23 protein-coding genes are annotated in these 24,461 nt (G+C 62.0%); 12 read left to right on the top strand and 11 right to left on the bottom strand.

The window, feature by feature from the left end:
• Position 1: 1 nt before the first annotated feature.
• Entirely contained in the window at positions 2 to 1,072 is a 1,071-nt protein-coding gene (locus tag ACIROW_RS19930; protein WP_402278180.1) for a sn-glycerol-3-phosphate import ATP-binding protein UgpC, read from the top strand.
• A gap of 80 nt (positions 1,073 to 1,152) precedes the next feature.
• On the opposite strand, the gene ACIROW_RS19925 is transcribed toward ACIROW_RS19930, so the two are convergent.
• Entirely contained in the window at positions 1,153 to 1,617 is a 465-nt protein-coding gene (locus ACIROW_RS19925) for a RidA family protein (RefSeq protein ID WP_402278179.1), read from the bottom strand.
• Positions 1,618 to 1,759: 142 nt separating this feature from the next.
• On the opposite strand from ACIROW_RS19925, the gene gcvA reads away from it, so the two are divergent.
• Positions 1,760 to 2,659 carry a transcriptional regulator GcvA gene (gene gcvA / locus ACIROW_RS19920; protein WP_402278178.1) on the top strand — a complete coding sequence of 300 codons (900 nt, stop codon included), beginning with the start codon at positions 1,760 to 1,762 and terminating at the stop codon, positions 2,657 to 2,659.
• A gap of 34 nt (positions 2,660 to 2,693) precedes the next feature.
• Here the strand turns inward: gcvA and ACIROW_RS19915 are convergent, their stop codons facing one another.
• Positions 2,694 to 3,173: an SRPBCC family protein gene (locus tag ACIROW_RS19915; RefSeq protein WP_402278177.1), complete on the bottom strand. Its 480-nt coding sequence runs from the start codon at positions 3,171 to 3,173 to the stop codon at positions 2,694 to 2,696.
• 296 nt (positions 3,174 to 3,469) lie between these two features.
• Here ACIROW_RS19915 and cheD point away from each other — a divergent pair, with 296 nt between their 5' ends.
• Entirely contained in the window at positions 3,470 to 4,069 is a 600-nt protein-coding gene (gene cheD / locus ACIROW_RS19910; RefSeq protein WP_402278176.1) for a chemoreceptor glutamine deamidase CheD, read from the top strand.
• Between the two features lie 12 nt (positions 4,070 to 4,081).
• Here the strand turns inward: cheD and ACIROW_RS19905 are convergent, their stop codons facing one another.
• The 4 genes from ACIROW_RS19905 to ACIROW_RS19890 all read right to left on the bottom strand — a co-directional run bounded on the left by ACIROW_RS19905 (position 4,082) and on the right by ACIROW_RS19890 (position 7,314).
• Positions 4,082 to 4,465, bottom strand: a complete 384-nt coding sequence (locus tag ACIROW_RS19905; RefSeq protein ID WP_016836663.1) for a nuclear transport factor 2 family protein — start codon at positions 4,463 to 4,465, stop codon at positions 4,082 to 4,084.
• A 49-nt stretch (positions 4,466 to 4,514) separates the two neighbouring features.
• Positions 4,515 to 5,525: a TRAP transporter substrate-binding protein gene (locus ACIROW_RS19900; protein ID WP_402278175.1), complete on the bottom strand. Its 1,011-nt coding sequence runs from the start codon at positions 5,523 to 5,525 to the stop codon at positions 4,515 to 4,517.
• 48 nt (positions 5,526 to 5,573) lie between these two features.
• A complete protein-coding gene (yfcF, locus tag ACIROW_RS19895; RefSeq protein WP_402278174.1) occupies positions 5,574 to 6,218 on the bottom strand; it encodes a glutathione transferase in 645 nt (214 codons plus the stop codon).
• A gap of 148 nt (positions 6,219 to 6,366) precedes the next feature.
• Positions 6,367 to 7,314: a LysR substrate-binding domain-containing protein gene (locus tag ACIROW_RS19890; RefSeq protein ID WP_402278173.1), complete on the bottom strand. Its 948-nt coding sequence runs from the start codon at positions 7,312 to 7,314 to the stop codon at positions 6,367 to 6,369.
• Between the two features lie 178 nt (positions 7,315 to 7,492).
• Between ACIROW_RS19890 and ACIROW_RS19885 the strand changes: the two genes are divergently transcribed.
• Positions 7,493 to 7,828 carry a c-type cytochrome gene (locus ACIROW_RS19885; RefSeq protein ID WP_402278337.1) on the top strand — a complete coding sequence of 112 codons (336 nt, stop codon included), beginning with the start codon at positions 7,493 to 7,495 and terminating at the stop codon, positions 7,826 to 7,828.
• A 3-nt stretch (positions 7,829 to 7,831) separates the two neighbouring features.
• Here the strand turns inward: ACIROW_RS19885 and ACIROW_RS19880 are convergent, their stop codons facing one another.
• Positions 7,832 to 9,718 carry a DUF4153 domain-containing protein gene (locus ACIROW_RS19880; protein ID WP_402278172.1) on the bottom strand — a complete coding sequence of 629 codons (1,887 nt, stop codon included), beginning with the start codon at positions 9,716 to 9,718 and terminating at the stop codon, positions 7,832 to 7,834.
• A gap of 91 nt (positions 9,719 to 9,809) precedes the next feature.
• Positions 9,810 to 11,939: an ATP-dependent DNA helicase RecG gene (recG, locus tag ACIROW_RS19875; RefSeq protein WP_402278171.1), complete on the bottom strand. Its 2,130-nt coding sequence runs from the start codon at positions 11,937 to 11,939 to the stop codon at positions 9,810 to 9,812.
• 129 nt (positions 11,940 to 12,068) lie between these two features.
• Here recG and queA point away from each other — a divergent pair, with 129 nt between their 5' ends.
• Together queA and tgt are read left to right on the top strand one after the other, a co-directional pair.
• Positions 12,069 to 13,097: a tRNA preQ1(34) S-adenosylmethionine ribosyltransferase-isomerase QueA gene (queA, locus tag ACIROW_RS19870; RefSeq protein WP_402278170.1), complete on the top strand. Its 1,029-nt coding sequence runs from the start codon at positions 12,069 to 12,071 to the stop codon at positions 13,095 to 13,097.
• A 2-nt stretch (positions 13,098 to 13,099) separates the two neighbouring features.
• Entirely contained in the window at positions 13,100 to 14,227 is a 1,128-nt protein-coding gene (tgt, locus tag ACIROW_RS19865) for a tRNA guanosine(34) transglycosylase Tgt (RefSeq protein WP_402278169.1), read from the top strand.
• Here tgt and ACIROW_RS19860 read toward each other — a convergent pair whose 3' ends face one another.
• Both ACIROW_RS19860 and manD read right to left on the bottom strand, forming a co-directional pair.
• A complete protein-coding gene (locus tag ACIROW_RS19860) occupies positions 14,228 to 15,178 on the bottom strand; it encodes a sugar kinase (RefSeq protein ID WP_402278168.1) in 951 nt (316 codons plus the stop codon).
• Positions 15,179 to 15,250: 72 nt separating this feature from the next.
• On the bottom strand, positions 15,251 to 16,459 hold the full coding sequence (manD, locus tag ACIROW_RS19855; RefSeq protein ID WP_116434788.1) for a D-mannonate dehydratase ManD: 1,209 nt from the start codon (positions 16,457 to 16,459) through the stop codon (positions 15,251 to 15,253).
• On the opposite strand from manD, the gene ACIROW_RS19850 reads away from it, so the two are divergent.
• The 3 genes from ACIROW_RS19850 to ACIROW_RS19840 all read left to right on the top strand — a co-directional run bounded on the left by ACIROW_RS19850 (position 16,458) and on the right by ACIROW_RS19840 (position 19,066).
• Complete coding sequence (locus ACIROW_RS19850) at positions 16,458 to 16,655, top strand: hypothetical protein (RefSeq protein ID WP_402278167.1); 198 nt, start codon at positions 16,458 to 16,460, stop codon at positions 16,653 to 16,655. The two genes, manD and ACIROW_RS19850, sit on opposite strands and share 2 nt — an antisense overlap.
• 112 nt (positions 16,656 to 16,767) lie before the next feature.
• Entirely contained in the window at positions 16,768 to 17,544 is a 777-nt protein-coding gene (locus ACIROW_RS19845) for a FadR/GntR family transcriptional regulator (RefSeq protein ID WP_402278166.1), read from the top strand.
• 343 nt (positions 17,545 to 17,887) lie between these two features.
• Positions 17,888 to 19,066 carry a porin gene (locus ACIROW_RS19840; protein ID WP_402278165.1) on the top strand — a complete coding sequence of 393 codons (1,179 nt, stop codon included), beginning with the start codon at positions 17,888 to 17,890 and terminating at the stop codon, positions 19,064 to 19,066.
• A 99-nt stretch (positions 19,067 to 19,165) separates the two neighbouring features.
• On the opposite strand, the gene ACIROW_RS19835 is transcribed toward ACIROW_RS19840, so the two are convergent.
• The gene (locus ACIROW_RS19835; protein ID WP_402278164.1) at positions 19,166 to 20,815 is read right to left on the bottom strand and encodes an acyl-CoA synthetase; all 1,650 of its coding nucleotides are present in this window, start codon (positions 20,813 to 20,815) and stop codon (positions 19,166 to 19,168) included.
• 226 nt (positions 20,816 to 21,041) lie between these two features.
• Here ACIROW_RS19835 and yajC point away from each other — a divergent pair, with 226 nt between their 5' ends.
• The 3 genes from yajC (at position 21,042) to secF (ending at position 24,417) form a co-directional block, all read left to right on the top strand.
• Entirely contained in the window at positions 21,042 to 21,374 is a 333-nt protein-coding gene (gene yajC, locus ACIROW_RS19830; RefSeq protein ID WP_402278163.1) for a preprotein translocase subunit YajC, read from the top strand.
• Between the two features lie 116 nt (positions 21,375 to 21,490).
• Entirely contained in the window at positions 21,491 to 23,386 is a 1,896-nt protein-coding gene (secD, locus tag ACIROW_RS19825; RefSeq protein ID WP_402278162.1) for a protein translocase subunit SecD, read from the top strand.
• Positions 23,387 to 23,472: 86 nt separating this feature from the next.
• A complete protein-coding gene (gene secF, locus ACIROW_RS19820) occupies positions 23,473 to 24,417 on the top strand; it encodes a protein translocase subunit SecF (RefSeq protein WP_016836679.1) in 945 nt (314 codons plus the stop codon).
• The last annotated feature ends 44 nt before the right edge of the window (positions 24,418 to 24,461 follow it).

Genomic DNA, 24,461 nt, shown 5'->3' with positions numbered 1-24,461 from the left:
CATGGCAAAAATTCATCTCAAGCAAGTCAAGAAGACCTACGGCAAAGCGCCGAAAGCAGTCGACGTCATCCACGGCATCGACATCGACATCGCCGACGGCGAGTTCATCGTCATGGTCGGTCCGTCCGGCTGCGGCAAGTCGACATTGCTGCGCATGGTGGCGGGGCTGGAAGAAATCAGTTCCGGTGACATCATGATCGGCGACCGCGTGGTCAACAACCTGGAGCCGAAAGAGCGTGACATCGCGATGGTGTTCCAGAACTACGCGCTGTATCCGCACATGAGCGTGTACGAAAACATGGCCTACGGCCTCAAGATCCAGGGTTTGCCGAAAGCCGAGATCGACACCCGCGTGCAGCGCGCGGCCGAGATCCTGGAACTGGGCGCGTTGCTGGACCGTACCCCGCGTCAATTGTCCGGCGGCCAGCGCCAGCGTGTGGCGATGGGCCGCGCGATCGTGCGCAAGCCGGCGGTATTCCTGTTCGATGAACCGCTGTCGAACCTCGACGCCAAGCTGCGCGTGCAGATGCGTTTGGAAATCCAGAAGCTGCACGCCTCGCTGCGCACCACCAGCCTGTACGTGACGCACGATCAGGTCGAAGCGATGACGCTGGGCCAGCGCATGATCGTGATGAACAAAGGCCGCGCCGAACAGATCGGTACACCCGCGGAAGTCTACGGCAAGCCGGCCACCACCTTCGTCGCCAGCTTCATCGGCTCGCCGCCGATGAACCTGCTCAACGGCAAGCTCAGCGACGACGGCGCACGTTTCACTTTTGACGACGGTTCAGTGTTCGATCTGTCGACGCCGGCGAAAATCGGCGGCGGCGCGCGCATCCTCGGCATCCGTCCGGAACATCTGCACCTGGGACGTCCCGGCCTGAACATGGAAGTCGAACTGGTGGAAGCGCTGGGCGCCGAACTGCTGGTGCATACGCGTTGCGGCGGCCAGTCCATGGTGATCCGCTGCGCCGCCGGCACTGAAGTGGCGATGGGCCAACAGGTCACGGCCGGTGTCGATGCGAACCTGCTGCACTGGTTCGATCCGCAGACGACACACCGCATCGACTGATCTCGATTGATATCGGTCGCTACGTCGCAAACAAAAACAGCCGGCACTCATTTGCCGGCTGTTTTTTTGTCCAGCGAATGTCAGCTTTCCAGCGCGACCACGATATCCAGTTCGACCGCCGCATTGCGCGGCAATTGCGCGACGCCGACGCTGGTGCGCGCGTGGCGGCCAAGTTCAGGGCCGAACAACTCATAGATCAGGGACGATGCGCCGTCGGCCACCGCGCTCTGCTGGCTGAAGTCTTCGGTGCTGTTGACGTAGACATTCAGGCGCAGGATCTTGTCGATGCGCTGCAGGTCGCCCACGGTGTCACGCAGCGCCGCCAGCGCGCGAATCAGGGCCGCACGCGCCCCCATTTTGGCGTCGTCGATCGAGACTTCGCGGCCCAGCTTGCCGGACACCAGAACGCGGTCGCCGTCGCGCGGCAACTGGCCGGCGATCCAGGCCAAGCCCTGATGCACGACGCCGGTTGCGTATTGCGCGCCGGGTGCGGCCGAGGCGGGCAGGACGATGGACAATTCGGTCAAGCGTTGTTCGAGATTCATGAAGCTTCCTTGTCGTAGTTGGGCGAAGTTGCCGGGGATGGGGTCTATAATAAATTCCCGTCCGCCTGTGCGGCAAAGCATCTTTTCTCAGGGCAGCCCGAGTATTTCTCACCCCGTTTTTCAACTCGTTTCTAAACCCGCCATGACCGCTCGCATACTCCCGTCGCTCAACGCCCTGCGCGCCTTCGAGGCGGCCGCGCGGCACCAGAGTTTTACTCTGGCCGCGCAGGAATTGCACGTCACCCAAGGCGCCGTCAGCCATCAGGTCAAGGCGTTGGAGGAAGAACTTGGCGCTGCGCTGTTCGAAAGACAGTCCAATCAGCTGCGGCTGACGGCGGCGGGACAGCGCTACCTGGTCGTCGTCGGCGATGCTTTTGACCGCATCGAAAACGGCACCCGTCAATTGCTGGAGCGGCCGCAGCGCGCACGGCTGACGATTTCCACCTCGCCCAACTTCAACGCCAAATGGCTGGCGCCGCGCCTGGGCGGATTCTCCGCGCGCCATGCGGACCTCGATCTGCACGTCGAACAAAACGAGCGCCAGGTCAATTTCCTGCGCGAGAACATCGACCTGGCGATCCGCTACGGCGACGGTCCCTGGCCGGGTTTGTCCTGCACGCGGCTGGGCGACGAGTTCCTGTTGCCGGTTTGCGCGCCGGCGCTGGATGTGGACAGCATCGTGGCGCTGAGCACCGCGCCGCTGCTGCATAGTCATGACCGGCAATCCTGGCGCGACTGGTTTGGCGCGCACGGACTGTCGCCGGACGACCGTCCCGGCATCGTCTTCAATCAGGAAAGCGCGGCCGTCGATGCCGCGCTGGCCGGACAAGGCGTGGCGCTGGCGCGTTCGTCGCTGGTGGTGCGCGAGTTGCAGCAGGGGCGCCTGGTGGCGCCCGTGACGCTGGGTCTGCCGCTCACGCAGGCCTACTGGCTGGTGTATCCGCAGGAGGGAGAAAACGACGGCAAGATCGCCGCCTTCTCCAACTGGCTGTTGCAGGAAAGCGAAGCGGACCGGCAGTTCTGGAGCGGCATGATCGGCTGAGCCGGCGACGGCGTCCGGCGTCGCCCGATCGGAGTCAGAGCGAGCGCGCCAACGCTTCCAGCTGCGTCGTGCACAGGCCCCAGCCTTCGTGGAATCCCATCTTTTCGTGCGCCTCGCGGTCGGCGCTGGACCAGTGACGCACCTGTGCGGTGTAGCGCGTTTTCCCGGCTTCGTCGGCAAAGCTCAGGATCACCGTAATGAACGGTTTTTCGGACGGCTCCCAGGCGCTGGTGTAGGCGTCGGTAAATACCAGTCGTTCGTTCTCTACTACCTCAAGGTAGACGCCACGATTCGGAAACTCATTGCCATCGGGACCGCGCATCACGATCAGTGTGGCTCCACCGGGGCGCACATCGGTTTCCACGGTTGGCGTGGTCCAGGGCGCCGGCGTAAACCATAGCTTGAGCAGGTCGGGCTCGGTCCACGCACGATAGACGTTGGCGCGCGGGGCGTCGATCAGGCGCGTCAAGATCAATTCGCGGTCGGCGGGAAAGTTGTCGTCAGTCATCGTCATGTCTGTCTCCTGAAAGGAATCGGCGGGACTTGCGCGCTGATTTGTTGTTTCATCAACACAGCATATTTTCACCATCGTCTTGCACACCGGCAAGCCTTGTTTTGGTGCCCGTCGCAAAGCCTTGCGGGGCATGGTGCGGCGCCATAGCGAGACGCATCGTTTCTGCGTGTCCGTAGGGGATTCCCTTATATCGCGGACCGTCCGGCTTCTCTAAAATCGTTTCAACATACCCGAGAAGATGTGATCATGAGATCGCGGTCGGCAAGACCGCCCCCACGCCAGAAACGGAAAAAAAGATGAGCCAGAATATCGAACAGTTTGCATCCCACGTGTATCACGACCGCAACTTCAATTGCGATACAGCAAAAATTCTTCCCGGCGAGTATTACCACACGCATCACGACATGATGATCGTCACGGTACTGGGATCGTGTGTATCCGCCTGCATCCGCGACCGTGTCAGCGGCATCGGCGGGATGAACCATTTCATGCTGCCCGATGGCGGCGGCGACGACAGCCCTGTTTCTTCGTCGGCGCGCTACGGCACCTACGCCATGGAAATCCTGATCAATGAGATTTTGAAGTCCGGCGCCAAGCGCGAGAATCTGGAGTCGAAAGTGTTCGGCGGCGGCGCCGTGCTGCGCGGTTTCAACGCCATCAACGTGGGTGAGCGCAACGCAGCCTTCGTCCGCACTTACCTGCGCACCGAAGGCATCCGCGTGGTGGCCGAAGACCTCAACGACATCTGGCCGCGCAAGGTGCATTACTTCCCGCGCTCCGGCAAGGTGCTGGTCAAGAAGCTGAAGTCGACTGACGCGGCGACGGAAATGAAGGAACGCGATTACGCCGGCAAGCTGGCTAAAAAGCCAGTCGGCGGCGAAATCGACTTATTTTGATTTGACTGAATCTCAATATTTTTCTTCTACGCGCGGCAAGCGTTGCGCCGGGTCGTAGAAGAAAGTCTCTTCGGCGATGCGTTCGCCTTCCCAGCGCTGGTAGGCCAGTTCTTCCATGTTCGTGACGGTGCCGTCCAGCCATTCGAAGCGGAAAATCCAGCGCACCACCACCTTGTCGCCCTCGACGAATACCGGGCGCACGCATTTCGATTTCAGCGACTTCACGCGCGCCATGACCTTGCGTTCGTTGGCGACATGGGCGTCACGTCCGAAGCGCGGCGGCTCGGTGTTTTCCTGCATGGTCGAATCTTCGGTATAAAACTCTTCCACGGCCTCGATGTGCGCGTTGGCTTCGACGCGGGCGATGAATTTTTCCAGGGTTTCCTTGGTGGGCATGGATGTCTCCTCAATGTATTCGGTGTTTAAGAGCTGATTTGCCTGACGCCTATTTTGCCTGCACTGGCGGCACGCAGCGCGCGCGGATCTCGTTATTTTTATCTTGTTGCCACCAACTGTCGGCTTGTTCCTGGCCGGCCTGGCGCAGCGCCACGCGGATCGGTGCAGCCGGTTGCAGGTTCAGGCGCATGCCGTGCTCGCTCATGCGGGTGTAGTTGTCCTGAATGCGACTCTTGACGGTGGCCCAGCTGGCGTCGTTGGTCTGCTTTGCGGCTTGCGTCAGCGTGCTTTGCTGCGCCGGCGTCAGCTTGTTCCAGGCGTCGTTGTTGATGACCGTGTAGCTCAGCGGAATGGCGTAGCTGATTGCGGTGAAATTGGGTAGGTAATCCCACAGGCGGTTGCCCGCGCCGCCATCACCCGACGACAGCACGGCGTTGAGTTCGCCGGAAGTCAGCTTGGCGCCGACTGCCGAGAACGGCAGGTTGACGCTCTGCGCGCCGACGCGCTGGAAGACGCCGCGGCTGTTGTCGTCATAGGTGCGGATGCTGAGCGCCTTGACGTCGGCGACGTCGGTCACCGGTTTGGCCGACCAGATGCCGGACGGCGGCCACGGCGTGGCGTACAGCAGGCGCATGTTGAGAGCCGCCAGGTGGCGTTCCAGCTCGGGACGGGTGCAGGTGAACAGGTTCTGCGCCTGGTCGAAATCGTCGACCACGAACGGCAGCGACGATAGCAGGAAGAATGAATCGGCGCCGCCCAGGATGCCGGCGAACAGCGTGCCGATCTCGGCCTTGCCGTCGCGTACGGCGCTGACCTGGTCCTTGCCCTTGTAGGGATTGGCGGCTTCCTGGAGGGTTGCCACGGCGACGATGCCACCCGACAGCTTATTTACGGCGGTGGCGAATTGCAGGTCGGCGCTGGCGGTGATCGAGGTCGCCGGGTATTCATTGATCAGACGCAGCGAGGCGGTTTGCGCGAAGGCCGGCGCAGCGACCAGCAGCGTCGCTGCGATGGCGGTGACTACGGCACGGCGGCGGGTGAAAAATCCTGCGATGGTCATGGGGTTCCCTATGATGTTGTTATGTTGTTGACGCAAGTCGATGCCGGCTCAGCCTGCGGCCGCTTGCTGCAAGGCCAGCCATTGCTGTGTCGACGGCCGTTGCCATTGACGCGCGGCGTAGTCCGACAGTTTGGACGGCAAGGCGTCGCCATGCAGCGCGAGGCGGTTGAGCATGACGGCAAGGTCGAGGTCGGCGATGCTCCAGGTGCCGAACAGGTATTCCGCGCCTTCACTGAGCCAAATGTCGGCGGCGGCGATCAGCTTGTTGGCGGCGAACTGGCCGGCCGATGACAGCGGTGCGCGCTTTTCACCGAAAAATACGACTTCGGTCGGGCGCTCTTGGCGAATTGGCATCAGGTCGCTGCGCAGCCACGCCTGAATTTCACGCGCCTTGGCCTTGTGTTGCAGCACGGCTGGATACAGCGCGGTGTAGCCGGGAGCCGGGAAGCGTTCTTCCAGATACTCGGCAATCGCCGACGACTCCGACAAATGGAAATCGCCGTCACCCAGTGTCGGTACGCGGCGCGTCTGCGAACACTGCGCATATTGCGGCAGATGATTGTGCTGCAGGGTCAGGTCGACGGTGTGCAGCGTGAAGGGAAGTTGCTTCTCGGTCAGCGCAACGAAGGCTGACATGGCGTAGGGACTGATGAATTGCGCGTCAACGTACAGCGCGAAGGGCGACTGGCTCAAATGGATTCTCCTGCGATGATTTACTACGTATGCATGTGCTGGCCAAAGCGCAGCCGTTGCTGAACCGGTCGACGCCCGGATGGGCGCCGGGGTAATTCCTGTCGATCAGTCTTGCCTGCATTCGCGGACTTTGACGACGACGTACACGTCAGCCTTCGGTCAATTCGGCCTCATGCAGCATGTCGACGCCCGGCAGGTCGCACGACATCACTGCCTTGCGCACGGCATCGATGGCGGTGTGGCGTGTGAAGCTCTTGCGCCAGGCGATCACCACGCGGCGCGATGGCGCCGGCTTCGTGAACGGCACATAGCGCACCGTGCCGTCCTTGGTATGCATGTCGGTCACCGAGGCGCGCGGCAGCACGGTAATGCCGATGCCGGAGGCGACCATGTGGCGGATGGTTTCCAGCGAGGAGCCTTCGAAGGTGCGCGCGATGCCGTCGCCGGCGGTCGAGAAGCGCGACATTTCGGGACAGACTTCCAACACCTGGTCGCGGAAGCAATGGCCGTTGCCGAGCAGCAGCATGGTTTCAGTCTTGAGATCCTGGGCGGTGATTTCCTTGCGTTCGGCCCATTTGTGGTTCCTGGGCAGCGCGATGACGAATTCTTCGTCGTACAGCGGCTGCACGATCAGGCCGTGCTCGGGGAAGGGCAGCGCCATGATGGCGGCGTCCAGTTCGCCCTGGCGCAGCAGCTCGATCAGGCGCGTGGTGAAATTCTCTTGCAGGATCAGCGGCATCTGCGGCACGGTCTCGATCATGGTCTTGACCAGCGACGGCAGCAGATAGGGGCCGATGGTGTAAATGATGCCCAGGCGCAGCGGGCCGGACAGCGGGTCCTTGTTCTGGCTGGCGATTTCCTTGATGGCGGCGGTCTGTTCCAGCACGCGTTCGGCCTGGGCGACGATCTGCGCGCCCAGCGGCGTGACGGAAACCTCGGTGCCGCCGCGTTCGAAGATGACCACGCCGAGCTCATCTTCCAGTTTCTTGATGGCGACCGACAAGGTCGGCTGCGCCACGAAACAGGCTTCGGCGGCATGGCCAAAATGCTTTTGCCGGGCGACGGCGACGATGTATTTGAGTTCGGTGAGTGTCATACGATTTCTGCGAGCTGGTATCCGCAGACTATAGCTCATTTGCGGGCCGCATGCAGGGCCGACGCCGCGTGCTAAAGTTGCCGCCAATGACAGGGCAATCACGGGATTTGCAGCGATGAAATCGGGTAATCAAACAGGAAAAGCAGCCCTGCTGGCGCTGCTGGCGGCAGGTGTCTGGATGGACATGTCAGGAGCGGCTCATGCCGCCGGCGATGTCGCCGCCGGCAAGGCGGCCTTCGCCAAATGCGCCAGCTGCCATCAGATCGGACCGGCGGCGCGCGCCGGCTTCGGACCGCAACTCAACGGCATCGTCGGCCGCCCGGCAGCGGCGACCAAGGACTATCGCTACTCGGCGGCGATGCAGAATTCGCGCATCGTCTGGACTGAAGACAAACTGCGCGCCTTCATGAAGTCGCCCGGGGACGTCGTTCCGGGCACCAAAATGCGTTTCTGGGGCATCAGCAACGCGCAGGACCTGGACAACCTGCTGGCGTACATGAAGACCTTCCCCTGACGCCTATTTCTTGAGTTCGTCAGGCGCACATTTCGTCACCGTCTGCTCGACCTGCATGCGCAGGTGCACGCCGTTGATGTCGATGTCGCGCTGCAGCGGCAGCTGCCAGTTCAATGCACCGCGCTCTGCTGTTTTCTTCAGTTCCTCCATGCAGGAAGGCGTCACCATCAGTTTGCCTGCCAGTTGCCAAGGGATGCCGCCGGCATCGGACGAGGCGAACAGGGCCGGCATGCTGTTGCCGTCGAACACCAGCACCTGTTCCGCGCCGGCCGGATCCGGCTTGACGAGGTAAGCGTCGCACTGGCGGTCGCCGCGCGTCATGCAGGACGGCAGGCTCCATCGTTGCTTGTCGTTGCGCCAGTCCTGTGCGACGAATTCCTTCGGCAATTGCCTGCCCGCAGGGTGCACGCGAATGTTCGTCGCCGCGTCGGGCGCGATCTCGTCGAGTTCCTCCCTGTTCCAGCGGTTGTTGCTGGCCAGCGCCTGGCGGGCCTTCTGCTCCACCGCAGCGGGATAGGGACCGTTTTTCTGTTCGCTCAGGCGCTTCAGTTCCTGCACGCCGAAACGGGCGCCATCGAAACGCAGAAAGTGGAAATCGAAACGCTCCGGCACAGTTTTACCAGCGGCCAGGCGATGCAGCTGGTCGGCCACGGCGATGCGCGCCGGATCGGCCAGCGGCGACAGCAGCGCCAGAAACACAATCAGGATGGCGAAACTCACCAGTACATTGGTCGACGCGATGCGCTGCAGCTTGTCGCGCCTGCTCAGGGCCGCAAGTGCATAGCCGGCCGCATACATGGCGGCCACCAGCGCGCACGTTGCCGCCGCCACGCGGCTGACGGTCCAGCCGTATTCGGCCACGCGCAGTCCCAGCGAATACACCGCCAGCAAGACCAGCGGCGCCGGTAGCAGGCAGGCGACGCGCAAACATGCCGTGAAGAAGCGATGCGAGCCCGAGGTCAGGTGGTTCCCGTTCTGGTAGACCGTATTGATCAGCACCACCAGCAGCGCGGTGGCGCCGAGCAGCACGTGCGTGGCGCGCCGCGTCTGCCACAACGGCTCCAGGCCGGTGGCAAGAATGCTCAGCAAAAACGCGCCGATCACGATGGTTGCCATCGGCAGCAGCCACGACAGCAGGGTCAGCAGCAACTTGCGGATGCCGGCGACGATCTGCGGCCGCACATCGCTCAGGTGCAGCGCCGACGAGAAAGCCAGCGTGGTGACGGGGATGTGGAACCAGCTTTTTTCCAGCAGTTTGCCGAGGAAATCGAGCTTGATCAGCGAAAACAGCGCATTGCCGGTTTCCAGCACCAGCCAGAACAGGCCGGTGAAGAGCGTGGCGAACAGCAGCTGCACCAGCAGCTTCCACGCCATTTCAAAATAGCTGCGATAGCTCGCGATGCGCCTGCCGTCGGCGTCGCCGGCCAGCATCATGGCTTGCGCGATGAACAGTCCGGCCACGGCGAGCAGGAACAGCGTGGCCGAAGGCAGCACCGACGGTTGTCCGTTCATGTCGGCATCGCAGCAAGCCTTGCCGGCGGCTGATGGCAGCAGCGACGACAGGTCAGCGCGCCAGGCGTCGTAGACGCCCAGTCCGCACAGGATGACGGCAAGCGCAGCCAGCCAGATCAGCAGATTGCGGCGCGACAGATGACCGATCGCAGACACCGCCACGATCGGCAGGAACGCCGCCAGCATCAGCGCCGGAACGAACAGCAGCGGTTGCATCGCCAGGCCGCTCTTGGCGTTCCAGCTTGAATACAGTGCATACAGCAGCACGCCTTGCAGCACGCCCAGCGCAATGCGCAGGCGGCCGGACAGGATGCTGACCGGCGAATGCAGGGCGTCGTTGTCATCCTGTGATGCATTGTCGGGCAGGGCATTGGACATGAAGTCTCCGTTTGAAAACGCTAATGTCGTTGAAGTCAGCCGGGTTGTAAATGCGTCGGCGGCATACGCGATGGAAACACGCCCGGTATCGTCAGACTTTGAGAAAATCTTCCTTGCCGCCCAGCCAGCGCTGCAAATGCGCATCGACAATGGCGTCGTCATTTTGCAGCAGCGTCTGCGCCAGGTTGCGCGCCTTTTCCACCAGCCACTGATCGGTCGCAAGATCGGCGAACCGCAGCAAGGCTTCGCCCGACTGGCGCGCGCCGAGGAATTCGCCGGGGCCGCGGATTTCGAGGTCGCGGCGGGCGATTTCAAAACCGTCGGCGGTTTCGCGCATGGTCATCAGGCGCTGCTTGGCGGTGCCGCCGAGCGGGCTCTGGTAGAGCAGGATACAGGCGCTGGCGGCGGCGCCGCGACCGACGCGGCCGCGCAATTGGTGCAGCTGCGACAGGCCGAAGCGTTCGGCGTGTTCGATCACCATCAGCGAGGCGTTGGGCACGTCGACGCCGACTTCGATGACGGTGGTGGCGACCAGCACGTGGATTTCGCCGCGGCTGAAGGCGTCCATCACGTCCTGCTTTTCGGCTTGCTTGAGGCGGCCGTGGACCAGGCCGATGCGCAGGTCGGGCAAGGCCTCGGCCAGCATGGAATAGGTGTCGGTCGCGGTCTGCAGTTGCAGCGCTTCGGACTCTTCGATCAGCGGACAGACCCAGTACACCTGGCGGCCTTCCAGGGCGTTGGCGTGCACGCGCGCGATCACTTCTTCGCGGCGGTTCTGGTCGATGGTGCGCGTGACGATCGGCGTGCGGCCGGGCGGCAATTCGTCGATGACCGAGACTTCAAGGTCGGCGTAGTAGGTCATCGCCAGCGTGCGCGGGATCGGCGTGGCCGACATCATCAATTGATGCGGCACGGTTTGCAGCGGGGCAGTGATGTCAGCATCGCCGTCGCGCGCCTTGTTGCGCAACGCCAGCCGCTGGCCGACGCCGAAGCGATGCTGTTCGTCGACGATCACCAGGCCGAGTTTCTGGAATTGCACGTTGTCCTGAATCAGCGCATGCGTGCCGATGACCAGGCGCGCTTCGCCGGATTCGATGAGGGCGTTGGCGGCTGCCTTCTCTTTCTTCTTGAGGCTGCCGGTGAGCCAGGCCACCTTGACGCCGAGCGGCTCCATCCAGGCGGCGATCTTGCGGAAATGCTGGTCGGCCAGGATTTCGGTCGGCGCCATCAGCACCGCCTGGAAGCCACTGTCGATGGCCTGTGCGGCCGCAACGGCGGCGACCACGGTCTTGCCGCTGCCGACGTCGCCTTGCAGCAGCCGCTGCATCGGGAAGGATTCCTGCAGGTCGTGGCGGATTTCTTCCAGCACGCGTTGCTGGGCGCCGGTCAGCTTGAACGGCAGCTGCTTGATGAAGGCCTTGGAAATCTTGCCGATGGTCGGCAGCGCGCTGGCGTTGCGGGCGCGGCGCGCGGCCTGGGCGCGTTTGAGCGAGAGCTGCTGCGCCAGCAGTTCGTCGAACTTCATGCGGATCCAGGCCGGATGGGAACGCTCTTCGAGTGCGTATTCGTCGACGTCGGTAGGCGGATTGTGCAACTGGCGCACCGAGGCTTCGAAGCCGTCCAGCTTGAGTTCTGCCAGCAGCGCCGGCGGCAGCGTGTCGCGCCAGTCGAGGCGCGACAGCGCGCCGGCGATGGCCTTGCGCAGGTAGGCTTGCGACAGTCCTTCGCCGGCCGGATAGACGGGGGTCAGCGCAGTCGGCAGCGGCGCGCCTTCCAGCACGACTTTATAGGTGGGATGGACCATCTCGGCGCCGAAGAAACCGTGCCGCAATTCGCCGCGCACGCGTACCCGCACGCCCTCGGCGAGTTGTGTGGCCTGGCTGCCATAGAAGTTGAGGAAGCGCATCACCAGCGGGCCGCTGTCGTCGGCGATCGTCACGACCAGCTGGCGGCGCGGACGGAACTGGACGTCGCTCTTGCTGACCACGCCTTCGACCTGCACCACTTGCGTGCCGCGCAGGCTGGCTTCGTGGATGCTCATGACCTGGGTTTCATCCTCGTAGCGCAGCGGCAGGTGCAGCGCCAAGTCCATGTCCGAACGCAGGCCCAGTTTGGCCAGCTTGTTCAGGGCTTTCTGGGCGTTGCTCAACGGCGCGGCGCTCTTGGCGGCCTTATCCTTTTTGGCGCTGTCGGCAGAAGCTTTCTTCTTCGGTGCTGGCATGCAGAGGGGTTTCTATGTCGAGAAAGCGTAAAATAGAGGGTTCGGCGCTATTTTACTGCGCTTTTACTGTGATTATTTACAGTATTTACTGCAGTATTCGATGCGTTGCCGCTTTCATTGTCTATTTTCATGTATTCACTTTCCGATTTCGATTTCGACTTGCCACCCGGGTTGATCGCGCAGCTGCCGCTGGCTGAGCGCAGTGCTTCACGCCTGCTGCAGGTTGACGGCGCTACCTTGACCGACCGCCGCTTCGCCGATGTGGTCGACTTGCTGTCGCCGGGCGATTTGCTCGTATTCAACAATACCCGCGTACTCAAGGCGCGCTTCTTCGGCGTCAAGGAAACCGGCGGCAAGGTCGAGGTGCTGGTCGAGCGCGTGCTCGACAACCGCAGCGTGCATGCGCAGGTGCGCGCCTCCAAGTCGCCGCCGCCGGGCACCAGCATCCGCCTGGCCGATGCCTTCGACGTGATCGTCGGCGAGCGTTACGGCGAGTTCTATACGCTGCAATTTCCGTCCGATGTGTTCGAGTTGCTGGAGCAGTACGGCAGCCTGCCGTTGCCGCCTTACATCGAGCATGCAGCAGACGAGTTCGACGAGACGCGTTACCAGACCGTGTACGCGAAAGAACCGGGTGCGGTCGCCGCGCCGACCGCGGGTCTGCATTTCGATGAAGCCTTGCTGGCGCAGTTGAAGGCGAAAGGCGTCGACGCCGCCTTCGTCACGCTGCACGTCGGCGCCGGCACCTTCCAGCCGGTGCGCGTGGAAGATTTGTCCGAACACAAGATGCACAGCGAGTGGTACACCATCGCGCAAGAGACGGTGGACAAGGTGCGCGCGGTGAAGGCGGCGGGCGGCAAGATCGTTGCCGTCGGCACCACCAGCATGCGCGCGCTGGAGTCGGCTTCGCAGTCGGGCACGCTGGAAGCCGGCAGCGCAGATACGAAGTTGTTCATCACGCCGGGCTATACCTTCAAAACGGTGGATCGCCTGGTCACCAATTTCCACCTGCCCAAGTCGACGCTGCTGATGCTGGTCTCGGCCTTCGCCGGCTACGACAATATCCGTGCGGCGTACGCGCACGCCATCGCACAGCAATATCGTTTCTTCAGCTATGGCGACGCCATGCTTTTAACTTGTGACGCTTTTAACGCCTAACTATGCTTGAATTTACCCTGCTCAAAACCGACGGCAACGCCCGTCGCGGCCGCGTCAAACTGAACCACGGCGTGGTTGAGACGCCGATCTTCATGCCGGTTGGCACCTACGGTTCCGTCAAGGCGATGTCGCCGCTGGAGCTGAAAGAGATCGACGCCCACATCATCCTCGGCAATACCTTCCACCTGTGGCTGCGCCCGGGCCTGGAGGTAATGGCCAAGTTCGGCGGCCTGCACGGTTTCATGGGCTGGGACAAGCCGATCCTGACCGACTCCGGCGGCTTCCAGGTGTTCTCGCTGGGCGACATGCGCAAGATCACGGAAGAAGGCGTGCACTTCGCCTCGCCGATCAACGGCGACAAGCTGTTCCTGTCGCCGGAAGTGTCGATGCAGATCCAGCGCGTGCTGAACTCCGACATCGTCATGCAGTTCGACGAATGCACGCCGTATGAAATCGACGGTCGTCCCGCCACGCAAGTGGAAGCGGCGCAATCGATGCGCATGTCGCTGCGCTGGGCCAAGCGCTCGCGCGATGAATTCCAGAAGGGCGAGAATCCCAACGCACTGTTCGGCATCGTCCAGGGCGGCATGTTCGAAACCCTGCGCGACGAATCATTGGCCGGACTCAATGAGCTCAATTTCGACGGCATCGCCATCGGCGGCCTGTCGGTCGGCGAGCCGAAAGAAGACATGATGCGCGTGCTGGAACACATCGGCCCGCGCCTGCCGGCCGACAAGCCGCATTACCTGATGGGCGTCGGTACGCCGGAAGATCTGGTCGCCGGTGTGGCTAGCGGCGTCGACATGTTCGACTGCGTGATGCCGACGCGCAATGCGCGCAACGGCTGGCTGTTCACGCGTTTCGGCGACATCAAGATCAAGAATGCGCGCTACAAGGAAGACACCAAGCCGCTCGATGAAACCTGCGATTGCTATGCCTGCAAGAACTTCTCGCGGGCCTACCTGCATCACCTGCACCGCACCGGCGAAATCCTCGGCGCACGCCTGAACACGATTCACAACCTGCATTACTACCTGCAGATCATGAAGGAAATCCGTGCCGCCATCGACGACGGGCAGTTCCAGCAGTTCGTCGCCAAGTTCAAGGAAGACCGCGCGCGCGGCGCCTGATCAGACCGGCGGCATTGCTTCCGGCGACATGATCGCGCCGGGATGCATCACCACGCTGGCCGCCAGCGCGCAGCCGGCTTCGGCTGCTGCGATGGCGGAAGCGCCTTGCCGGCGTGCCGCCAGATAGGCGGCGTTGAAGGAATCCCCGGCAGCGGTCGTATCGATCGCCGCCACTTTTTGCGTGGCCACCCCTTGCGCCGCATCCATGCCCGCGGCCTGCACCAGGCAACCTTGTTCCCCCAGTTTCACCACCACTTCACCGACGCCCGCGGCGCGCGTACGCTGCAGGCAGGCTTGCGCGTCGACGTCGCCATGCAGGGCGCTTTCGTCGTCGAGCGTGACCAGCGCATGGCTGGCCTGCGCCAGCGCCAGCCGCGTCCAGCGCAACGCCTCCTCGCGGGACTCCCACAGGCGTGGACGGTAATTGCTGTCGAAGGCCACCCAGCCGCCGTGAGCCCGCACCGCCTGTGCCAGATCGAGCAGGCGACGACGGCGCGCATGATCGAGGATGGCCAGCGTGATGCCGGAGAAGTACAGCAAGCTGCATTGTGCGGACTGCTGCATCAGCACTTCGGCGTGCGCGTCGTCGAGCATGTGGCGCGCCGCCGATTGCTGGCGCCAATACAGGAAGGAGCGTTCTCCGGCGGCGTTGGTTTCGATCCAGTACAGGCCGGGCAGGGCGTCGGGATGGACGGCCATCAGACCGGTGCCGATGCCTTGTCGGACTACCTCGTCGCGCAGCGATGCACTGATGCTGTCGTTGCCCGTCGCTGAAACGAATTGACTCTCGACTTGCGTGCTGCGACGGCGAAAGTACACGGCGGTGTTGTAGACGTCGCCGGAAAATGACTGCGCCATGGCGCGCGGCATGTGTTGGGCGTCATGCAACGGCTGCGTAGGGCGCAGTTCGATCATGCATTCGCCGATGAACCAGGCTTGCGGTGTTGTCATGTTTATCCTGTGTGTCTATCGGGGCAATAAAAATGCCGCACGATGTGCGGCATTGCAGGGAGCGAACTGTGCCTACCAGTTCCAGACGGTGCCGTCGCGCAGGCGGCAGGTCGGCAGATAGGCGCGCTCATACGGGAATTTGAGCGCAGCCGATTCGTCGATGTCCACGCCCAGTCCCGGCGCATCCGGCAGCACCAGGTAACCCTTGTCGAAGTAGTAGCCGTGCGGGAACACGGCGTCGGTTTCCGGCGTGTGGCGCATGTATTCCTGGATGCCGAAATTCGGCACCCACATATTGAAGTTGAGCGCTGCCGCCATGCTCACCGGCGACAGGTCGGTGGCGCCGTGGCAGCCGGTATGCACCTGGTACAGCGAGGCGAGATCGGCGATGCGGCGCAGGTGCGTAATGCCGCCGGCGTGGACCACGGTGGTGCGGATGTAGTCGATCAACTGGTTCTGGATCAGGTCCTTGCAGTCCCAGATCGAGCTCATGATCTCGCCCACGGCCAGCGGTGTGGTGGTGTGCTGGCGAATCAGCTTGAAGGCTTCCTGGTTCTCTGCCGGAGTGGCGTCTTCCATCCAGAACAGCTTGAACTGCTCCAGCGATTTGCCCAACTGCGCCGCTTCAATCGGTTTCAGGCGGTGATGGCAATCGTGCAGCAGATGATGATCGCTGCCGTATTTGACGCGCACCTTTTCAAACAGGTCGGGTGTGTGGCGCAGGTACAGCGGCGTGTCCCAGATTTCTTCGTCGGGCAGGCCCTTGTCGGCCGGTTCGTAGTACATGTTGCCCTTGCCGACGCCGTAGGCCTTGTCCAGCCCAGGTACGCCCGATTGCACGCGGATTGCCTTGTAACCCATGTCGATGTAGTGGCCGACGGCGTCCAGCGCCTCGGCGTGGTCGCGGCCGTTGGCGTGGCCGTAGACCATCACGGCGTCGCGGCTCTTGCCGCCCAGCAGTTGATAGACCGGCAGGTTGGCGGCCTTGCCCTTGATGTCCCACAGCGCCATGTCGACGGCGGCGATGGCGGTCATGGTGACCGGGCCGCGGCGCCAGTAGCCGCCGCGATACAGGTATTGCCAGGTGTCTTCGATGCGCGAGGCGTCGCGGCCGATCAGGCAGGGAATGATGTGGTCTTCAAGATAGGATTTGACCGCGAGTTCGCGTCCATTGAGGGTGGCGTCGCCAATACCGTAAATGCCCTGGTCGGTTTCTATCTTGAGTGTGACGAAGTTGCGGCCCGGGCAGGTCACGATGACCTTGGCGCTGAGGATCTTCATGGATGCGATTTCCTTGTCTCGGTGCCGGACGGTCCGGATTGCGTTGCCGGGCGTCCCGCTGTTCTGGGTGAAAAATAAATTTGGTCTAACCAATATCGATTATGGCATTCCAATTTGCTTGTTGCAACTCCGGTATCAGCGCCAACGCCCGCCGGCGTTTGTTTTTAAGCCACAGATTGGTCTGCATAACCGTTGACATGGTTAGACCAAAATGAGAGTATCGCTGAAATTGGTAAGCCACTGTTTGCTTTGAACGCTGCTTTTCTATACAGTGGATAGACCAATTTAAAGTAAAAAAGAGGGTGTTTATGGCAGATCGTCAGAGTCGATCATCAGCCGCAAATGTGGATCAGGCAGCAACTAAAGCAATTAAAAAAGCAGCGCGTTCAGAATTGTTGGAACCAGTTTCAGCGCCGGAGCGCTCGTATCAGCGGCTGGCGGAGCAGATTGCAGATCTGATCCTGCAGGGCGAGTTCAAGGTCGGCGAACGCCTGCCTTCCGAGCGCAGCCTGGCGGAACGGTTTGAAATCAGCCGCACCTCGGTGCGCGAAGCGATCATCGCGCTGGAAGTGCAGGGACTGGTGGAAGTGCGCGGTGGTTCGGGGATCTATGTCTGCGACGCGGCGACCAAACCGGTCGGCTTCATCCCCGACGGCGGCGCCGGCCCGTTCGAATTGTTGCGCGCGCGCTGGGTGATCGAATCGGAAGTGGCGGCATTGGCGGCGCAGAACCGCACCGACGCCGACATCGACAAGATTTATGCGCAGCTGGCGGCGATGGGGCGCAACTTCAACGACAAGCTGGCCAACGAAGCGGATGACCGGTTGTTCCACATCCGCATCGCCGAAGCCAGCGGCAACAGCGTGATGGCGCAAGTCGTCACGGCATTGTGGGATCAGTTGCGCGGCGTGTTGTGGAAGAAGCTGGAAGAACATTTTCACACGCCGCAATTGCGCGAAGCTTCGCTCGAAGAGCACCAGAAGGTGTTCGACGCGCTGGTGGCGCGTGATCCGGTGGCGGCGCGCGACGCAATGCGCGAGCACCTGGAGCGGGTGATGAACGAATTCAAGAAAGCATGGCGGTAGAACCTGTTTCTCCGCCATGTTGACGCAGCGTCCCGCAGAGGACGTCACACATGACGGAGACAGCGATGAAAACAATCAGCAACTGCACATCCTTGTGCGCATTCCCGCCCTTCACATAGGACGCGGCCTGAACTGATCAGCGCCGCGCCAGCGGCGTTCCCCTTTGACTACGCAAGCATTGCAGCAGGCTCGTCCTGCCGCAAGGGGGAGTTTTTGCGTCTGCGATCGACGTCTGGGGCCCGCAAGCCAGGTCCGGCAACAGTTTTGAATCCGGTCTCGCCCCGCAGGCCGGAATCAATTTAGGGCGGAGCAATACCGCAATCATCCAAGAAGAGGAGAGGAAATGAAATTACGACGCAGTTGGGTAATGGGAGGACTGGCCATCGCCGCCGCAGGCGCATCGGTGCAGGCATCCGCGCAGAGCAGCGTGACGATCTACGGCGCGCTCGACAACGCGCTGGTCTACACCAACAATCAGGGCGGTCTGCACAATCTGTACCTGCGCACCGGCAACCTGGCCGCCAGCAAGATCGGCTTCAAGGGCGCTGAAGACCTCGGCGGCGGATCGCAGGCGATCTTCACGCTGGAAAACGGTTTTGACATCAATACCGGCGCCATGAGTTCAGCCAACACCCTGTTCAATCGCCAGTCCTTCGTCGGCCTGACCAACAATAGCTACGGCACCGTCACCACCGGCCGCCAGTACACGCCTTACTTCCTGTACGTCGGCGCCATCGGCCCGACCAGCGTGCTGACCGGCGCCACCGGCGCCCACCCGGGCGACGTCGACGGTCTCGACACCACCGTGCGCATCAGCAATTCGGTGACCTACTCGACGCCGGTATTCGGCGGCGCGCAAGTCAGCGCGTTGTATGGTTTTGGCGAAACCGCGGGCAGCACATCGACCGGCAATACATACAGCCTTGCAGCCAAATACGATATCGGCGCCTGGAACTTCGCCTTGGGCTATCAACGCCTGAAGAATGGTTCGGGTCCTGCCAATGCATGGAACTCCACGGCGTCCGGCAGCTTCTCGACCTCCGCGATCAACAATGGCTATGTGTCTTCGGACAACGTGCAGATGCTCGCCGGCGCACTGCGCTACACCATCGACAAATGGATGGTCGGCGCCAACTACGCCAACGCACAGTACAAGCCGGGCAACGGATCGCTGTTTACGCAGAAGGCGACTTTCCAGACGCTGGGCCTGATCACGACCTACCAGCTGACGCCGCAAGTGGCGTTGGCCGGCGGTTATAGCTATACCTTCGAGAAGTCCGCCAACGGCGTCAACGATCCGGCGAAATACCACCAGATCGCGTTGGAGCAGACCTATTCGTTCTCCAAGCGCTCGGCGATCTATTTCCTGGAAGCGTATCAGCTGGCGCGCGGCAAGACCCTGGGTAAAACCGCAGGCAGCATCGTCGATGCCGTGGCCGTGGTCGGCGATTCGCAAAACGGTTCGCCGTCGTCTGGACGCAACCAGAGCGTGCTGATGGTCGGTTTCCGTCATCTGTTCTAAATTGGATTTGAAGCTGAATCTGCAGTAGATTTTTGTAAGTCAACATCCCCTGAAGCTTGAGGTTAACATCCGGTCGGGCCCTGCCCGCCGGATGTTTTTTTATGCGGCATCACCCAGCTTGCGCCATTCCCCGACCTGCGCACGCAGCTCGCGCCGGATCACCTTGCCGGTGGTCGTCATCGGCAACTCATCCACAAAGAAAATCTCGCGCGGATATTCGTGTGCGGCCAGCTTCACCTTGACGTGATCCTGGATCTCGCGCTTGAGCCGGTCGTCGCCTGTGAAGCCATCGTTGAGCACGATCACGGCCACCACGATTTCAGTGCGTTGCGGATCGGGCGAGCCGATCACGGCGACCATCTTGACGGCGGGATGCTGCAGGATGTTGTCCTCGATTTCGCCGGGGCCGATGCGGTAGCCGGCCGAAGTGATGACGTCGTCGTCGCGGCCGACAAACCGGATATAACCCTCGTCGTCCATGCAGCCGGTGTCGCCGGTCAGGAGCCAGTCGCCCACGAACTTGTCGGCGGTGGCTTGCAGGTTGTTCCAGTACTGCAGGAACATCACCGGGTCGGGCCGCTGCACCGCGATGTTGCCATCGCTGCCGGCCGGCAGCACCCGGCCGTCGGCGTCGACGATGGCCAGCGTATGACCGGGCGCGGCACGGCCGATGGCGCCGGGCCGGCAGGCCATGACGGCGGCGTTGGACGAGATCGTCATGTTGCATTCGGTCTGGCCGTAAAACTCGTTGATGGTGAGGCCGAAGGTCTTGCGGCCCCAGTCGAGCAACTCGGCGCCGAGCGATTCGCCGCCGCTGGCGACCGAGCGCAGCTGGAAGCGCCAGCGTTTTTCCGGTTCGGCGACGGTGCGCATCATCTTCAGCGCGGTCGGCGGCAGGAAGGTATTGCGCACACCCTGATCCTGCAGCAACTGGAACGCCGCCTCGCCGGTGAATTTTTCAAAGCGATGCGCCACCACCGCGACGCCGTGATGCCAGGCCGGCAGCAGCACGTCGAGCAGGCCGCCGATCCAGGCCCAGTCGGCCGGCGTCCAGATGCGGTCGCCTTCCAGCGGGAACAAATTGTGCGACATCTCCACGCCCGGCAAGTGACCCAGCAGCACCCGGTGCGCATGCAGAGCGCCCTTGGGCTGGCCGGTGGTGCCGGAGGTGTAGATGATGACGGCCGGATCGTCGGCTTTGGTCAGCACCGGCGTCAGGTCGCTGCTGGCGTGTTTCAGCGCCTGGTGCAGGTCGACCGTGCCGTCGAAGGTGCCATCAATCGTGAAGATGGTTTTCAGCGCCGGCAAGCGGTCGCGGATGCCGGCCAGCTTGGCGGCGCCGATCGCGTTGGTCACCACCACGCGCGCGCCGCTGTTGTGCAACCGATATTCGAGCGCTTCCGCGCCGAACAGGGCAAACAGCGGAATCGCAATCGCGCCGATCTTGTAGGCGGCCACGTGCGCCATGGCTGTTTCGGGGGCTTGCGGCAGCAGGATGCCGATGCGGTCGCCGATGGTCGCGCCGGCCGAGAGCAGCAGGTTGGCAAGGCGGTCAGAGCTTTCCTTGATTTCGCCGAAGCTGTAGTTGCGGCTGGCGCCGTCGGCGCCGACGTGGATCAAGGCAAGCTTGCCGGGTTCGCGCAGTGCCCATTTGTCGCAGACGTCGATGCCGATGTTGTAGTGCTCGGGAATGTCCCAGCGGAAGGCGTTGCAGATGTCCTGATAGGGCTGGGCGGCAATGGGCAGCATGGTGAGGCGGTCTCCTGAATTTTGTAAGTCTGTTCTGTATTTGCTTGTTAATGTACCCCTGCGCCCCCATGTTGGCGATGCTGTTCTGGCAATTTTTCCTTGCAGCAAGCCTATTTTTCCTTGTTAAAGGCGCTTTCACCTGTTTCGGCCGCTGCGGAATGGGGTATGCGCCCGGCGCAATGCTAAAATGCGGGGCTATTTTTTAAACAACCATTTGGAGCGCCACGTGTTTATTACCGATGCAATTGCACAAACTACTGCTGCAGGCCCAGGCGGCCTGATGGGCAATCTGACCAGCTTCCTGCCTATCATCCTGATGTTCGTGGTGCTGTACTTCCTGATGATCCGTCCTCAGATGAAGCGTCAAAAAGAACAAAAGGCCATGATGGAAGCACTCGCCAAGGGCGATGAAGTCGTGACCTCCGGCGGCCTGCTGGGCAAGATCGTCAAGGTCAGCGATGCCTACATCACTGTTGAAGTTTCCGAAGGCAATGAAATCGTCGTGCAGAAAGCCGCGATCACTACGCTGCTGCCGAAGGGCACCCTCAAGGGTCTGTAAGCCGGTAATACGGCCCTACGGCTGACAGGGCGCATTCCGTCGCATTTTGTTGCGAGCGGATGCGCCCTTGTTTTGAACCTGTCCATCCGGACGTTCATCATCAACGCTGAATCACTATGAATCGTTATCCTCTCTGGAAGTACGCCTTAATCGTCATCGCCCTGCTGTTCGGCACGCTCTATACGCTGCCCAACTTTTTCGGTGAATCGCCTGCCGTGCAGATCAGCAGCGCCAAGTCCACCATCAAGGTCGACAGCGCCGTCGCCGAGCGTGTGCAACAGATCCTGCAACAGGGCAGCCTTGCGCCAGAGAGCGTCGCATTCGACAACAGCAGCGCGCCTTCCGTGCGCGCCCGGTTCGCCAATACCGACACCCAGTTCAAGGCCAAGGCCCTGCTGGAAAAAGGCCTGAACACCGATCCCGCCGATCCGACCTACATCGTCGCCTTCAACCTGCTGCCGAACACGCCGCAGTGGTTGCAAAGCCTGCACGCCTTCCCGATGTACCTGGGCCTGGACTTGCGCGGCGGCGTCCACTTCCTGATGCAGGTTGACGTCAAGGCGGTGCTGAACAAGCGCCTGCAAGGCCTGCAATCGAGCGTGCGCAGCGTGCTGCGCGACAAGAACATCCGCCATAACGGCATCAACCGCAACGGCGACCGCATCGAAATCCTGTTCCGCGATGCCGACACCCGCGACAAGGCCAAGAGCGCGCTGGCTGCTGATGTGTCCGAACTGGCGCTGGCAGACAGCGGCAGCGGCGACGACCTCAAGGTGACCGCCACCCTGCGTCCGGAAGCCCTCAAGCAGACCCAGGAAGACGGCGTCAAGCAAAACATCTCGACCTTGTCCAAGCGCGTCAATGAACTCGGCGTGGCCGAGCCGATCATCCAGCGCCAGGGCGCCGACCGCATCGTGGTCCAGCTGCCGGGCGTGCAGGATGTTTCGCGCGCCAAGGACATCATCGGCCGCACCGCCACGCTGGAAGTGCGCATGGTCGACGACTCGGTTGCCCGCGGCACCGAAGAAACCGCCGCCGTGCCGTTCGGCTCCGAGCTGTTCAAGATCGGCAAGGGCGCACCCGTGGTGCTGTACAAGGAACCGGTCCTGACCGGCGACTACATCTCCAACGCGTCCGCCAGCTTCGACGAAAACCACCAGCCTTCGGTCAGCATCGACCTGAACGGCGACGGCGGCCGCAAGATGCGCGACGCCACTCGTGAAAAAGTCGGCAAGGCCATGGCCATCGTGCTGTTCGAAAAAGGCAAGGGCGAAGTCCTGACGGTAGCGACCATCCGCTCCGAACTTGGCTCGCGCTTCCAGATCACCGGCATGGGCTCGGCTGAATCGTCGAGCGACCTGGCGTTGTTGCTGCGCGCAGGTTCGCTGGCCGCGCCGATGGACATCATCGAAGAACGCACCATCGGCCCGCAACTCGGCGCCGAGAACATCCGCAAGGGCTTCGACGCGACGCTGTACGGTTTCGCCGCGATGGCCATCTTCATGATCGTGTACTACCAGCTGTTCGGTCTGTTCAGCGCATTGGCGCTGTCGGTCAACGTGCTGCTGCTGGTCGCGGTGTTGTCGACGCTGCAGGCCACGCTGACCTTGCCCGGTATCGCCGCGATTGCGCTGGCGCTGGGTATGGCGATCGACTCCAACGTGCTGATCAACGAGCGTATCCGTGAAGAGCTGCGTAACGGCAATTCGCCGCAGGCGGCGATTTCGATCGGTTTCGACCGCGCATGGGCGACCATCCTCGACTCCAACGTGACGACGCTGATTGCCGGCCTGGCGCTGCTGATTTTCGGTTCCGGCGCGATCCGCGGTTTCGCGGTGGTCCACTGCCTGGGCATCCTGACGTCGATGTTCTCGGCCGTGTTCTTCTCGCGCGGCCTGGCCAACCTGTGGTACGGCCGCAAGAAGAAGCTGACCAGCCTGGCCATCGGCCAGATCTGGAAGCCGCAAGGCAATGCCGGCAAGACCGACAGCAAAGCGGTCGACGCCAAATAAGCGCAGCAGAACCAACAGAGCGATCGACATGATCCAATGCGCCCTGACCGGATGACCGGGCAAGGCGCAGAACAGAAAGGTATGTGATGGAATTTTTCCGCATCAAAAAAGATATCCCCTTCATGCGCCATGCGCTGATATTCAACGTCATCTCGGCGCTGACATTCGTGCTGGCGGTGTTCTTCCTGCTGTCGCGCGGGCTGCATTTCTCGATTGAATTCACCGGCGGCACGGTGATGGAAGTCGCCTATCCGAAGGCCGCCAACATCGAAAACATCCGCAAGTCGGTTGAAGGCCTCGGCTTCACCGACACGCAGGTGCAGAGCTTCGGCACCGCGCAGGACGTGATGATCCGTCTGCCGGCGCAACACGGCGTCAACTCGGCCCAGCAAAGCGAAAAGGTGATCTCCGCGCTCAAGGCGCAGGACCCCGACGTCCAGCTGCAGCGTGTTGAATTCGTCGGCCCGCAGGTCGGCGACGAACTCGCGCATGACGGCTTGATGGCGCTGGGCATGGTGGTGATCGGTATCGTGATCTACCTGGCCTTCCGCTTCGAATGGAAGTTTGCAGTCGCCGCCGTCATCGCCAACTTGCATGACGTGGTGATCATCCTCGGCTTCTTCGCCTTCTTCCAGTGGGAGTTCTCCCTCACGGTGCTGGCGGCGGTGCTGGCGGTGCTGGGATATTCGGTCAATGAATCGGTGGTGGTGTTCGACCGGGTGCGCGAAGCATTCCGCGACCGCCGCTACGGCAAGCTGAGCGCGCCGGAAGTCTTGAACCATGCGATCACCAGCACCATTTCGCGCACCATCATCACCCATGGCAGCACTGAAATGATGGTCTTGTCGATGCTGATCTTCGGCGGCCCGACCCTGCATTACTTCGCTGTCGCGCTGACCATCGGCATCTTGTTCGGTATCTATTCGTCGGTGTTCGTCGCCGCCGCCATCGCCATGTGGCTGGGCGTCAAGCGCGAAGACCTGATCAAGCCGGCCAAGCCGAAGGATGAAACCGACGGCGCAGTTGTGTAAGAACCAGAGTCGGTTCTAAGTCGGTAGAATCGTTACCTTTACAG

The organism is Herbaspirillum sp. NPDC101397, assembly GCF_044767325.1.
Taxonomy (GTDB): domain Bacteria; phylum Pseudomonadota; class Gammaproteobacteria; order Burkholderiales; family Burkholderiaceae_D; genus Herbaspirillum.
This window is presented reverse-complemented; position numbering and strand designations above follow the sequence as displayed.